This is a genomic window from Streptomyces sp. TP-A0874 (genome assembly GCF_001748085.1).
Classification (GTDB): Bacteria; Actinomycetota; Actinomycetes; order Streptomycetales; family Streptomycetaceae; genus Streptomyces.
The window spans coordinates 47514-60497 of the sequence record NZ_BBZK01000003.1 but is presented as its reverse complement, the minus strand read 5'-3'; the positions used below and the strand labels follow the sequence as shown (position 1 = coordinate 60497).

Sequence of the window (12984 nt, the reverse complement as noted above, 5' to 3'; positions counted from 1 at the left end):
GTGCCGGCCCGGCACCCGGGGACCGGCTTCCGATCTGGTACATCAGAGGTGCCCTCCCGGGGGAGGCGCGTCGCCGGGGCCGGGCGACCCTGGCTGCTGCGGGATCCGGGTCCCGTCCGGGCGGGGTTCGGCCGCTTCGGCGGGGTTGCCCGGCTGCGTGGAGTCCGCCCGTGCCCTGACCACCTGTCGGACGGCTTCCAGGACGCCCCGGTAGCCGGAGCAGCGGCAGAGATTGCCGCAGATCGCCTGCCGGGTCTCCAGGTCGCTCGGGGACGGGTTGCCTTCGAGCAGGTCGTGCACGGTCATGGCGATGCCCGGCACGCAGAAACCGCACTGCACGGCCCCGGCCTCGACCAGTGCCGACTGCACGTCGGACGGGACGCCGTCGTGGGCCAGGCCCTCGACCGTGCGCACCTCGGAGCCGGCGGTGGTGGCCGCCGGCACGAGGCAGGAGGCGACGAGCCGGCCGTCGACCTGCACCGAGCAGGCGCCGCACTCCCCCTGAGAGCAGCCGTCCTTGGCGCCGGCCAGGCCGAGGCGCTCGCGCAGTACGTAGAGGAGTGACTCGCCGAGCCAGGCGTCCGTGACGGGCCGGTCGACGCCGTTGACGTTCAGGACGTAGGAGGCCTGCGGGTGCTCGCTGACCCCTCCGGCCGCGGTCTCCTCGCGGCCGTCGCCGGTACCGGCCCGCTCGCCGTCGTCCGAGGCGGCCGACTGCCCGTCGGCTGCCGGATCCCGGAGCCCTTCCGGCTCACCGCTCTCCGCCTGGGCATCGACCGGCGCCTCGCCGCCCGGGGCGGTGGTCGGCATGCCTTCGGCTGCGGTGCCGTTCTCGAACAGTCCCGGGTGCTCGACAGGTGCCTGCTGCCCGGTTGGCCCCTCCTGCTCGGCAGACTCGGGGTGCTCGGCAGTCAAAGCGTCTTCGCCGGGCCCGGGGTGTTCGCCGTACGGGGGGTGTTCGACGGGTGCGGTGAACACGGCGGCGCCGTCGGCCGGACCGCCCTGCCACGCCGTGCCCGTCGCCTCCGGACGGCCGGGTTCGGGGTGCTCCTGGGGGCCTGTTTCCGCGAGCCGCGCCTCGGAGTCGGTGTCCGTGGGGTGCGGGCCGGCCAACCGGGCCTCAGACAGGTGTGGTTCGGGCAGGTGTGGTTCGGGCAGGTGCGATTCGGGCCGCTGGGCGCCAATGCCGGGTTCGCCGACGGCCTCCGCTCCTCCGGCCGGCGGCCATGCCTCCCGGTCGAAGCCGGCACCGGCGACCTGCGCGTCGGGGGCGGGCCACGCCCCGCTGCCGGGGTGGGCGGCGTGCGGGGTCTCGTGGGTGCCGTTGGCACCATCGGCGGGGCTCGTCCAGGGACCGCCCACGACCGGGTCGGCCCAGGCGCCTTCGGGCATCCGGCCCTCCCCCGCCGGCATCCGCTCGGCCGGGTACGTCCAGCCGCCGTCGGTGGGCAGACCGCCCCACTGTCCGCCGGCGGCGGGTGCGTTGGGGGCGTCCCAGCGGCCGGAGCCGGTCGGGTCCGCTCCGCCGCCGGTCGGGGAGGGCGCGCCGGAACCCGGCGACCGCCCCTCACCCTCCGCCGGGTTCTCCCAGCGGCCGGGCCGGTCGTTCGGTCCCGCCTCGGGCTGGCCGGGCCAACCCCCGGTGCTCGGCCCCTGCGTGCCCGGGTCGCCGGGGAGCGGCCGCTCCCCGGAGTCCCCGGCCGCCGGCTCCGGCTCGGGCCACCGCTGGGCGGGCCGCTCCGGACCGTCCATGGAGAGCGGTCCCCGCGGGCCGGGCACATGCTGCCCGTCGTGCGGCTGGTTCTGCGCCGGGATCTGCCCCTGGGCCGAACCGGTCGGTGGCACGGCCCAACCGCCCGGTGCCCCGGGGTCGGTGGTGGCCGTCGAGATGGGGGGCGGCACGTAGCCGTGACCGGGGGCCGCCAGCGGGTCGACGCCCGGCGGCACCGCGGACGGGTCGAGCAGGTGCTCCGGGAGTTGGAGGAAGCCGGTCGCGTCCGCGTCGTGCTCCCCGCTCTGCGAGGTGGGTTCCCAACCCGTCGGTCGGGGACGGTCCTGGTTGCCGGATGTCATGCGAGCGCCCTCCCCAGTGCTCGGCGGGCCAGGATGGCCACGGTACGCCGGAGGTGCAGGACCGCGGGCGACAACCGGGGAGCTTCGGCGCCCTCCCCGGTCGGCGGCGGGTCCGGGATGCAGGCCGCCGCGACGTACTCACCGAAGGCCTCGCAGGCCTCGGCCGCGATCGCCCGGCCGCTCTCCCAGTCGATGAGACCGGCCACCCAGCGCTCGGCCTCCAGGGGCCGCAGCGGCATCGGGGCCACCGCGCCGACGGCACAGCGCACCTGCCGCCGGGCCGGGTCGAGGACGACCGCCACGGAGGCGGCGGCCCGCCCGGGCCCGGTGCGGCCGGTGGCTTTGAGGAAGGTCTGCGGGGCGTGCAGCAGCGGCACCCGGACGTAGCCGACCACCTCGCTGGGGCGCAGCATGTCGACACCGGCGAGCAGATGGCTGACCGGGATCTCCCGGCGCTCGCCGCCCGGGGCGGCGATGACCAGCGTGGCCTCCAGTGCGGCGAGTACCGGGAGGGTGTCACCGGTGGGCGCCGCCGAGACGATGTTGCCGCCGAGGGTCGCGGCGTTGCGGATCTGCGGTGGCCCGGCGGCGCGCGCCGCGGCGGCGAGGGCGGGGATGAGCGCCCCGAAGTCGGGGCGGCCGATCCGGGCGTGCGTGAGCCCGGCGCCGAGCAGGGCGTTGCCGTCCTGGTACTGCCAGCCGCGGATCTCGCTGATCCGGCCCAGGCCCACCAGGGCGGCGGGCCGCAACTGGCCGGAGTTGACGGCGGTCATCAGGTCGGTGCCGCCTGCGACGGGCACGGCGGTGGGCATCGCGGCCAGCGCCGCCACTGCCTCGTCCAGCGAGGTCGGCAGCGTCACCGTCTTCGCCGCCTGCGGTGCGTGCGTGGTCAACCCAGCTGCCCCTTCCCGGTGTCCCGCCTGTTCCGCGCGTTCCGGCTGTTCCGCCGTACGGTACGCGTTCACGACCCGGACGTGGCAACTCTGGCACATCTTCGCGGCTGCTCGAAGCGAGGATGCCCGAAGGGCGGTTACTTCCCGAACCTACGGTTTCCGGGGCTGTCACCCGTACCGGTGGATTGGCGCTGTTCGACTGAGCTGTACGCGTTGCGCCGCCGTGTGTTCGACGGCTCTCCGGCCGCGTCCCCATCGGCAGCGGGCACGGTCGCCGGCGGCATCGGCGGCCGGCGACGTCTCCCGACACCGCCCGGTCGCCGGCCGGTCGGCGCGCCTCAGCCGGCCGGGGGCGGTCCGTCGATCGGGCGTCCGAGAGTGCCGCTGACCCCGTCGGGCAGCGGGCGGCGCTGCCAGGGCCGGGGCCCGTCTGGCGGACGGTAGTCGACGCCCAGGGCGTCGAGGCGGGCGTAGTGGCCGGTCATCCGCGCCTCGAAGGCCGTGAAGTCCCGCTCCGCGGAGGGAGGCAGGGCGGACCAGGCGACCTCCGCGAAAGCGGCGAGCCGGGGGAAGACCTGGTAGTCGACCCGCTGCCGGGTCTCCGTCACCTCCGTCCAGACGTTGGCCTGCGCGCCGAGCACCCGTTCCGCCTGATCCGGTGTCAACTCCGCGGGCACCGGCTCGAACCGGTAGACGTCCTCCAGGGTGCGGACATAGCCGATCGGCATCGGCTCGTCGTCTCCGGGCGCCTGCCGGTGGTCGAGGTAGACGTGCTCCTCGGGGCACATCACGACGTCATGTCCGGCCCGGGCGGCCGCGATCCCGCCGGCGTAACCACGCCAGGAGGCGACCACCGGCCCGGGCCGGCCGCCCTCCGTCGGTCCACGGCCGCCGAGCCCGCCGCCCTCCAGGATCTCGTCCCACCCGACGAGGCGCCTCCCCCGGTCGCCGAGCCAGCGGGCGAAGTGCCGGACGAACCAGCTCTGCAACTCCTCCTCGCCCGCCAGACCGAGTTCGGCGATCCGGGCCTGCGCGGCGGGCGACCGCCGCCACTGCTCCTTGGGGCACTCGTCGCCGCCGACGTGGACATAGGGGGACGGGAAGAGGTCGAGGACCTCCTCCAGCACCCCCTCGTAGAAACGGAGGGTGGAGTCGGCCGGGGAGAGCACGTTGGGGCTCACGCCCCAGGTGGTCATGGTCTCCAGGGCCCGGGTGTCCACCGCGTCGCCGTTGCCCAACTCGGGGTAGGCGGCGATGGCCGCCTGCGAGTGGCCGGGGATGTCGATCTCCGGGATCACGGTGATGTGCCGCTGCGCCGCGTAGGCCACGATCTCCCGGACGTCGTCCTGCGTGTAGTAGCCGCCGTGCGGCCGCTCGTCCCACAGCGGGGAGGCGCGGTGACCGTACTTGGTGCGTCTGCGCCAGGCCGCGACCTCGGTGAGCCGGGGGTGCCGCCGGATCTCCAGCCGCCACCCCTGGTCGTCGGTCAGGTGCAGGTGGAGGACGTTGAGTTTGTGGGCGGCGAGCAGGTCGAGCCAGCGCAGCACACCGTCCTTCGGCGTGAAGTGGCGGGCCACGTCCAGCATCATGCCGCGCCAGCGGAACCGCGGCGCGTCCTCGATGCTTACGGCCGGCACCTCCCACCTCGCCGCCGGGTCCACCGGGGCCCGGCGGAAGGCGGCCGGGCCCAGCAACTGGCGGAGGGTCTGGCAGGCCCAGAACACCCCGGCCGCACCGCCTCCCCGGATGTCGATCCGCCGGGAGTCGACGGTGATCCGGTACGCCTCCGGAGATCCCGGGCCCCGCTGCCCCGCGAGTTCCGGGAGGAGCCCGAGGACGATCGCGCCGCCCGGACCGCCGCCCGGGTCCGGCCCGGGCGGCAGCGGAAACCCGGTGGCCGCCCCGAGGGTGTCGCGCAGCCAGCGCGCCGCCGACTCGCTGCCGGGCCCGGCGACCAGCGCCGTCCGGGCATCCAGGAGGAACGCTCCGCCCGGCCCCGGGGCCGACCGCAGCGGTTCGGGCAGCAGGGCGGCAGCGCGCGGACCGTCAGTGACCACGGCACCCCACCCCGTACCCGCCAGGGCCGGAAGAGGGGGAAGGCCGGGCCACGCCGGCCTCAGGGGCTACTTCTTGCCCCCGCCGTCGCCGCCCTTGCCCTTGTCGCCGCCCGCGGACATCGACTCGTAGATCTCCTTGCACATGGGGCAGACCGGATACTTCTTCGGGTCGCGGCCGGGCACCCACACCTTGCCGCAGAGCGCCACGACGGGCGTGCCCTCGAGCGCGCTCGCCATGATCTTGTCCTTCTGGACGTAGTGCGCGAAGCGCTCGTGGTCACCGTCGCCGTGTGAAACCTGCGGCGTCGGCTCTACGAGGGTGCCGGTCCCTGTACCGCGCTCGGGCTCAAGAGTGCTCATAGGATCCAAGGGTACCCAGGCACCGCGCGGAGGGCGGTACGCCCACCCGACCGACCGCCCCGGGCATCCGGCCCGCTTCGGCCCGCGGTCCGCCGCGGCGCGCGGTCAGTTCAGACTCGGGTCGTCCGGATAGGTGGCCACCATCGCGAGTTCGCTGCGCTGCCTGCGCAGGACCGCCCGCCACAGCCGCTCCGGATCCGGCGAGGAGACATCGCCCGGCTCGGAGTCGACGACGTACCACGCCCCCTCGGCGAGTTCGTCCTCCAACTGCCCGGGACCCCAGCCGGCATAGCCCGCGAAGATCCGCAACGAACCGAGTTCGGCGGCAAGCAGCTCCGGTGGCGCTTCGAGGTCCACCAGGCCGATCGCCCCGTGCACCCGGCGCCAGCCGAGCGGGCCACCACTGGACAGCGCGTCCGACTCCCCGGGCACCACCGCCACCCCGAGCGCCGAGTCCAGCGAGACCGGGCCGCCTTGGAAGACCACCCCGGGATCGCCGGCCAACTCCGCCCAGGAACCGAGGATGTCCTGGACCCCGACCGGCGTCGGCCGGTTCAGCACGATGCCGAGCGAACCCTGCTCGTCGTGGTCGAGGAGCAGCACGACCGCGCGGTCGAAATTGGGGTCGGCAAGCACCGGGGTGGCGACCAGCAGCCGCCCTGTGAGCGAGGACACCTCCGTCATGCTGTCAATGATCCCGCACCTTCTACTTCCGTGGGGAGTCGAAGGGCGAAGGTGGCCGAAGGAACCCGGGTCGTACGGCACGGGCGGCCGCACGCCCCCCATACGCCCCCGGGACGCCTTCGCAGCGCACCGCTGTCCGGCAGCCACCGAGAGCGACACTCGCCGCACAGGTGTTCCCATCCGGGTGCGGTGCAGGTCACAGCGGAGGCCCCGCGGCCACACGGGCTCACAGCGGCCGCCCGTCAGCCGCTTACCATTCCCTTGGCCCTGCCCGACTTCAGGAACGCGAGATCGATGACCGGCACCGACGATGTACTGCTTGTTCACGGCGGCACCCCGCTGGAGGGCGAGATCAATGTCCGCGGCGCGAAGAACCTCGTGCCGAAGGCCATGGTCGCCGCTCTGCTCGGCAGCGGACCGAGCCGGCTCCGCAACGTACCCGACATCCGCGACGTGCGCGTGGTGCGCGGCCTGCTGCAACTCCACGGCGTCACGGTCCGCCCGGGCGACGAACCCGGCGAGCTGGTCCTGGACCCCTCGCACGTGGAGAGCGCCAACGTCGCCGACATCGACGCCCACGCGGGTTCCTCACGGATCCCCATCCTCTTCTGCGGCCCGCTGCTGCACCGCCTCGGCCACGCCTTCATACCGGGGCTCGGCGGCTGCGACATCGGTGGGCGGCCGGTGGACTTCCACTTCGACGTGCTGCGCAAGTTCGGCGCGACGATCGAGAAGCGGGCCGACGGCCAGTACCTGGAGGCCCCGCAGCGGCTCCGGGGCACCCGGATACGGCTGCCGTACCCCTCGGTCGGCTCGACCGAGCAGGTGCTGCTGACCGCGGTGCTGGCGGAGGGCGTCACCGAGCTCTCGAACGCGGCGGTGGAACCGGAGATCGAGGACCTCATCTGCGTGCTGCAGAAGATGGGCGCGATCATCTCCATGGACACCGACCGCACCATCCGCATCACCGGCGTCGACAAACTGGGGGGCTACAACCACCGGGCGCTGCCGGACCGGCTGGAGGCGGCCTCCTGGGCGAGCGCGGCGCTCGCGACGGGCGGCAGCATCTACGTCCGCGGGGCCAGCCAGCGGGAGATGATGACCTTCCTCAACACCTACCGCAAGGTCGGCGGCGCCTTCGAGATCGACGACCACGGCATCCGCTTCTGGCACCCGGGCGGCCCGTTGAACGCCATCGCCCTGGAGACGGACGTCCACCCCGGTTTCCAGACCGACTGGCAGCAGCCGCTGGTGGTGGCCCTCACCCAGGCGTCCGGGCTCTCCATCGTCCACGAGACGGTCTACGAGTCGCGGCTGGGCTTCACCTCCGCGCTGAACCAGATGGGCGCCCACATCCAGCTCTACCGGGAGTGCCTGGGCGGTTCGGCCTGCCGGTTCGGCCAGCGGAACTTCCTGCACTCCGCGGTGGTCTCCGGCCCCACCAAGCTCCAGGGCTCGGACCTGGTCATCCCGGACCTCCGGGGCGGCTTCTCGTACCTGATCGCGGCTCTGGCGGCGCAGGGCACCTCGCGGGTGCACGGGATCGACCTGATCAACCGGGGTTACGAGAACTTCCAGGACAAGCTGATCGCGCTCGGCGGGAAGGTCGAACTGCCCGCCGGGGCCTGAGCGAGTCGACCGGAAGCGGATCCGGCGAAGGGCGGTCCACCCTCTCCGGGAGGCCGCCCTTCACGCCGCCGTGGGCTCCGCACCTCGGCGGGGCCGCTGCCCGGCGGCCACTTCCCGGCGCGAGGTCTGACGCGTGCACCCCCAGCGACCACTGGGGGTGCCCCCGAAGCGCGCGTCGGGTGGCCGCCGCCGGGAGGGGACTTACTTGCCCTTCGCGGCTTCCTTGAGCTTGGAGCCCGCGGAGACCTTCACGCTGTAGCCGGCGGGGATCTGGATCGGGTCGCCGGTCTGCGGGTTGCGCGCCGTGCGGGCGGCCCGGTGGGTGCGCTCGAAGGTCAGGAAGCCGGGGATGGTGACCTTCTCGTCGCCCTTGGCGACGACCTCACCGACGGTCTCGGCGAGGGCGGCCAGCACGGCGTCGGCGTCTTTGCGGGTCACCTCGGCGCGCTCGGAAAGAGCGGCCACCAGCTCACTGCGGTTCATATGTACTCCCGTGTTCTTCTTGCCAATGAGGCGTGAGATCTAAGCCGATGCTGCCAGGGCCCTCGGACAGTCCCCGGATCCGGGTCCGTTGCCGGACCCTCGCGCCCGGGTACGCATCCTGCCCCCACCTGCGGCGGGAAAGCCAATCCGGCACCCTGAATAGTCATCCATAAGCGTCACCGCCTCACTCGGTGACGCTCCGTAGCCCCTCAGCAGCGTACCGCGCGGGGTTACTTCAGGTTTCGCGGCTGTTTTCTGCCGATCAGCCTATGGGGCGGTTACGCCCCGTGCTCCACGACGCGCCGTTCAGGAGGTCGCGGTGGCCGGCTCGGCAGCCGCTCCGGCCGCCCGGGCGGCCTGGTTGACGGCGCCCGCCACCGCCCCCGCGACCTTGTCGTTGAACACGCTGGGGATGATGTAGTTCGCGTTGAGTTCGTCCTCGGCCACGACATCGGCGAGCGCCCGGGCGGCGGCCAACATCATCTCGGTGCTGACCGTGCGGGACTGCGCGTCCAGCAGCCCGCGGAACACCCCCGGGAAGACGAGCACGTTGTTGATCTGGTTGGGGAAGTCGCTGCGTCCGGTGGCGACCACCGCGGCGGTCTGCCGCGCCACCGTGGGGTCGACCTCCGGCTCCGGGTTGGCCAGGGCGAAGACGATCGCGCCCTCGGCCATCGATGCCACGTCCTCGCCCTGGAGGACGTTGGGGGCGGAGACGCCGATGAAGACGTCCGCGCCCGCGACGGCCTCCTTCAGCGTGCCGGAGACGCCCTCGGGGTTGGTGTGCTCGGCGATCCAGCTCAGCGTCGAGTCGGGGTCCTCACCGGCGAGGTCCTCGCGCCCGGCGTGCACCACACCGTGGATGTCGGCCACGACCGCGTGCTTCACCCCGGCGGCGAGCAGGAGTTTGAGGATGGCCGTGCCGGCCGCTCCGGCACCGGACATCACCACCCGGACGTCTCCGATCCCCTTGTCGACGATGCGCAGCGCGTTGGTGAGCGCGGCGAGCACCACGATGGCGGTGCCGTGCTGGTCGTCGTGGAAGACCGGGATGTCGAGCGCTTCCCGCAGCCGGGCTTCGATCTCGAAGCAGCGGGGAGCGGAGATGTCCTCGAGGTTGATGCCGGCGAAGCCGGGCGCGATGGCCTTGACGATCTCCACGATGGCGTCGCTGTCCTGGGTGTCCAGGCAGAGCGGCCAGGCGTCGATACCGGCGAAGCGCTTGAACAGCGCGGCCTTGCCCTCCATCACGGGCAGCGCGGCCTTGGGCCCGATGTTGCCCAGACCGAGTACGGCCGAGCCGTCGGTGACGACGGCGACGCTGTTCCGCTTGATGGTGAGACTGCGGGCGTCCTCGGGGTTGTTGGCGATCGCCGTGCAGACCCGGGCGACCCCCGGGGTGTAGACCATGGAGAGTTCGTCGCGGTTCCGGATGGGGTGCTTGGATGCCATCTCGATCTTGCCGCCGAGGTGCATCAGGAACGTACGGTCCGAGACCTTGCCCAGCGAGACGCCCTCGATGCCCCGGAGCTTCTCCACGATCTCGTTCGCGTGCTCGGTCGAACCGGCACCGATGGTGACGTCGATGCGCAGCCGCTCGTGGCCGGAGGCGGTGACGTCGAGGCCGATCACCGAGCCGCCCGAGGACTCCACGGCCGTGGTCAGTTGGCTGACCGAGGTACCGCTGGTGGGGACCTCAAGCCTTACCGTCATCGAGTAGGAGACGCTGGGCGCCGTTGCCATGGCCGACTTCCTCTGCTTTCCCATGTCAGGTGCTGCGACGCCCCCGGTAGGGGTGGCGAGGGCACGCTCGTTCGAATGGTCCCACCTACCAGTCGGTAAACGGTAACCACCCGAAGTACTGGAAAGTATTTTTTCACGAGCGGAGATGCTCGCTCTGTCTCGGCCCGACCAGCGACCGGCCGGATTCCTTGTTGAGCACCTTCAATGGTCGTTCGGGTGAGAGTGGGTTACCTCACACCCCAGCCGCCGACGGGCCTCGGGCACCAACGACGGCGGGCGCTCCTCCGTCTTACGAAGGGGCGCCCGCCGCAACCGATGATGACACCGACCCGCCATGCTCGCCTCGCGGCAAGTGGTCGCTCGAAGCGACAATGGTTGGGCCCGGGGGCTTGGATCGGGCCGGTGCCATAACCACCGTAACACCGTCGGCCGCGCGGATCAGCTGCACGATCCACCGAATTCCGGTCGCAGTTCCGGGGCCGGCCGAGGCCCGGTCCAGCGCTCCGCGGGAGGCGGCCGGCGGCCGGTTCCGTCAGTCCCGGAGCAGGTCCGGGACGCCGTCCGCGTCCGGCGCGTCCCGCTCCGCCGAGAGCACCGAGAGCCGCTGGGTGGCCCGGGTCAGCGCCACGTACAGCACCCGCAGCCCGACCGGGGACTCGTCGGCGATCTCGGCGGGCGACACCACGACCGTCGCGTCGTACTCCAGCCCCTTCGCCTCGAAGCTGCCCACCGGCACCACCCGGTCACCGAGACCGTCCAGCCAGCGACGAGCCTCCTGCCGACGGCCCATCGCGACGATCACCCCGACCGTCCCCTCCACCTGCGAGAGCAGTCGCTCCACCTCGGCCCGCACCGAGGACCCCAGCCCGCCGGCGGCGACGTCGAAACGGGGCTCGATCCCGGTCGAGCGGACCGCCTCCGGCGACTGGGCGCCGGGCATCGCCAGCGCCAGCACCCGGCCCGCCACCTCGGCGATCTCGGCCGGGTTGCGGTAGTTGACGGTGAGGGTGAACCGTTTGCGCGGGCGTCTGCCCAGCGCCTCGTCCCGGGCCTGCTCGGCCTCCTCAGGGTCGGCCCAGGAGCTCTGCGCCGGGTCGCCGACGACCGTCCAGGTCGCGTGGCGGCCCCGCCGGCCGACGAGCCGCCACTGCATGGGGGTGAGGTCCTGCGCCTCGTCGACGATGACGTGCGCGTAGTCCGTCCGCTCCTCCTCCCGCCGCTCGGCCCGACCGCGGCTCGGGGCGCTGCGGTCGGCGTAGGTGGTGACCTCGGTCAGTCCGGTGAGTTGGTCCAGCGGATCCGCCTGCCGCCGGCGCGGACGCGCCGGGGCCCCCAGCAGGCCGTGCAGTTCGTCCAGCAACGCCACGTCGTGGACGGACAGCGGACCGTTTCCCAGCGCGTCCAGCCGCCCCAGCGACCGGGCCAACGCCCGGGTCTCGGCGGGGCGGAGCAGCCGACGCGCCCAGCGCCCGAGCCGCCGCTCGTCGGCCATCGCGGCCAGCACTCGCCGCGGGGTGAGCTCCGGCCACCAGGCGGCGAGGAACTCCTGGAACTCCGGCTCTCCGGAGACGTCCTCGTCGAAGCCCTCTCGCACCTCGGCCAGGAGTTCGGGGTCGGTGAGGTGGCGGCCCGCGCCCGACTTCTCCCAGAGCGCGTCGAGAAGCAGCCTGCGGGCGCGCGGGCGCAGCAGGTTGACCGGGGCGGTACCGCCCAGCACCGCCCGGCGGATCTTGCGCAGTTCGCCGCTGTCCAGCTCGATCCTGGAGCCGGAGGCCAGCACCCGGAGCCGGCTGGGCGGCCCGGGCGGAGGAGTGTCCGCGGCCTCCGCGCCCCCGGGGCCCGCGGCGTCGTCGAGGGAGAGCTGACCGCTGCCGCTCTCCGCGGGCGCACCGGGGGGCGGGAGCTCCAGTGCGCCGCGGGCGGCCCGGCGAAGCACCCCGACCATCCGGGAGGAGCCCTTGACCCGGGCGACCTGCGCCTCGTCGTAGGCCGTCGCCTCGGCGCCGTCCACCAGCGACCCCACGGCCCGGATCGCCACCTGCCCCTCCTCGCCGAGCGAGGGCAGCACCCCTTCGGTGTAGGCGACCAGCAGCGGAGTGGGACTGACCACCAGGATGCCGCCGGCATAGCGCCTGCGGTCCTGGTAGAGGAGGTAGGCGGCACGGTGCAGGGCGACCGCCGTCTTGCCGGTACCCGGTCCGCCGCTGACCTCGGTGACCGAAGCCGCCGGGGCCCGGATCACCTCGTCCTGCTCGGCCTGGATGGAGGAGACGATGTCCCGCATGGCGTGGCTGCGTGCCCGGCCCAGCGCCGCCATCAGGGCGCCGTCGCCGACCACCGGCAGCGGGGCCCCGTCCCGGGTCACGCTCAGTTCCGGTCGGAGCAGGTCGTCCTCGACCCCGAGCACCCGGCGGCCCCGGCTGCGGATGACCCGGCGCCGGACGACCCGGCCCGGGTGCCTGGGCGTCGCCCGGTAGAAGGGCGCGGCGGCCGGTGCCCGCCAGTCGACGACCAGCGGTGTGTAGTCGGCGTCCAGGACGCCGAGCCGGCCGATGTGCAGCGTCTCGGCGATCTCCGCACGACCGGGGGCGCCGTCCTCCCCCGGGAGGACCGCGTCCTCGGCGGGTTCGACGGAGGTGTACGCGCCGTCCGGCCCGCGTTCGCCGTCCTTGCCCGGCAGCAGGTCGATGCGGCCGAAGAGGAAGTCCTCGAACTCCGAGTTGAGCCGGTTGAGGTGCACCCCGGCCCGGAAGACCTGGGCGTCCCGCTCGGCCAGCGCGCCGGGCGTACCGACGTGCACGTGCCGGGCGGCGTCGTCCATCAGGAACTCGGCCTCGTGGATCTTCTCTTCGAGGCGTAGGTACACCTCGTCCAGGTGGCGCTGTTCGCCGGCGATCTCCCGGTCCCGTGTCGACTCGACCGTGGCTTGCTGCATGGCTCCCTGCGCGGCCACCCGGGCCCCTTTCTGACGTATTGGGCAGCCGTCAACCGTACGCCAAGCGGGCTTGGGGCGCACGCGGCGCCGACTGGCTGGCGCGGCGGCTGTGAGCTGCCGGAAACCG

9 protein-coding genes are annotated in these 12984 nt (G+C 73.3%); 1 reads left to right on the top strand and 8 read right to left on the bottom strand.

Features of this window, described 5'->3' with window-relative positions; translation table 11 throughout:
- Nucleotides 1-42: 42 nt before the first annotated feature.
- From BGP73_RS23720 to BGP73_RS00205, 5 genes are all read right to left on the bottom strand, one after another.
- Nucleotides 43-2073, bottom strand: a complete 2031-nt coding sequence (locus BGP73_RS23720; RefSeq protein WP_069811091.1) for a 2Fe-2S iron-sulfur cluster-binding protein — start codon at nucleotides 2071-2073, stop codon at nucleotides 43-45.
- The gene (locus BGP73_RS00220; protein ID WP_069811089.1) at nucleotides 2070-2966 is read right to left on the bottom strand and encodes an FAD binding domain-containing protein; all 897 of its coding nucleotides are present in this window, start codon (nucleotides 2964-2966) and stop codon (nucleotides 2070-2072) included. The genes BGP73_RS23720 and BGP73_RS00220 overlap by 4 nt, the downstream gene beginning before the upstream one ends.
- Nucleotides 2967-3304: 338 nt before the next feature.
- Nucleotides 3305-5023, bottom strand: coding sequence for a beta-N-acetylhexosaminidase (locus BGP73_RS00215; RefSeq protein WP_069811087.1), 1719 nt, complete (start codon nucleotides 5021-5023; stop codon nucleotides 3305-3307).
- Between the two features lie 66 nt (nucleotides 5024-5089).
- Nucleotides 5090-5383, bottom strand: coding sequence for a DUF3039 domain-containing protein (locus tag BGP73_RS00210; RefSeq protein WP_069811086.1), 294 nt, complete (start codon nucleotides 5381-5383; stop codon nucleotides 5090-5092).
- A gap of 105 nt (nucleotides 5384-5488) precedes the next feature.
- Nucleotides 5489-6067 (bottom strand): YqgE/AlgH family protein, encoded by a 579-nt coding sequence (locus BGP73_RS00205; RefSeq protein WP_069811084.1) that lies wholly within the window; start codon nucleotides 6065-6067, stop codon nucleotides 5489-5491.
- Between the two features lie 294 nt (nucleotides 6068-6361).
- Between BGP73_RS00205 and murA the strand changes: the two genes are divergently transcribed.
- A complete protein-coding gene (gene murA, locus BGP73_RS00200) occupies nucleotides 6362-7696 on the top strand; it encodes a UDP-N-acetylglucosamine 1-carboxyvinyltransferase (RefSeq protein WP_069811082.1) in 1335 nt (444 codons plus the stop codon).
- 201 nt (nucleotides 7697-7897) lie between these two features.
- On the opposite strand, the gene BGP73_RS00195 is transcribed toward murA, so the two are convergent.
- The 3 genes from BGP73_RS00195 to BGP73_RS00185 form a co-directional block, all read right to left on the bottom strand.
- Nucleotides 7898-8179: an HU family DNA-binding protein gene (locus tag BGP73_RS00195; protein WP_069811080.1), complete on the bottom strand. Its 282-nt coding sequence runs from the start codon at nucleotides 8177-8179 to the stop codon at nucleotides 7898-7900.
- A 306-nt stretch (nucleotides 8180-8485) separates the two neighbouring features.
- Nucleotides 8486-9922: an NAD-dependent malic enzyme gene (locus BGP73_RS00190; RefSeq protein WP_069811078.1), complete on the bottom strand. Its 1437-nt coding sequence runs from the start codon at nucleotides 9920-9922 to the stop codon at nucleotides 8486-8488.
- Between the two features lie 532 nt (nucleotides 9923-10454).
- The gene (locus BGP73_RS00185; protein WP_069812013.1) at nucleotides 10455-12857 is read right to left on the bottom strand and encodes a HelD family protein; all 2403 of its coding nucleotides are present in this window, start codon (nucleotides 12855-12857) and stop codon (nucleotides 10455-10457) included.
- Between the last annotated feature and the right edge of the window lie 127 nt (nucleotides 12858-12984).

Excerpts from the sequence above, each read along its gene's own strand:
- BGP73_RS23720 (WP_069811091.1), bottom strand. The coding sequence starts at position 2,073 with ATGACATCCGGCAACCAGGACCGTCCCCGACCGACGGGTTGGGAACCC.
- BGP73_RS00205 (WP_069811084.1), bottom strand. The coding sequence starts at position 6,067 with ATGACGGAGGTGTCCTCGCTCACAGGGCGGCTGCTGGTCGCCACCCCG.
- BGP73_RS00185 (WP_069812013.1), bottom strand. The coding sequence starts at position 12,857 with ATGCAGCAAGCCACGGTCGAGTCGACACGGGACCGGGAGATCGCCGGC.
- BGP73_RS00210 (WP_069811086.1), bottom strand. The coding sequence starts at position 5,383 with ATGAGCACTCTTGAGCCCGAGCGCGGTACAGGGACCGGCACCCTCGTA.
- BGP73_RS00195 (WP_069811080.1), bottom strand. The coding sequence starts at position 8,179 with ATGAACCGCAGTGAGCTGGTGGCCGCTCTTTCCGAGCGCGCCGAGGTG.
- BGP73_RS00190 (WP_069811078.1), bottom strand. The coding sequence starts at position 9,922 with ATGGCAACGGCGCCCAGCGTCTCCTACTCGATGACGGTAAGGCTTGAG.
- murA (WP_069811082.1), top strand. The coding sequence starts at position 6,362 with ATGACCGGCACCGACGATGTACTGCTTGTTCACGGCGGCACCCCGCTG.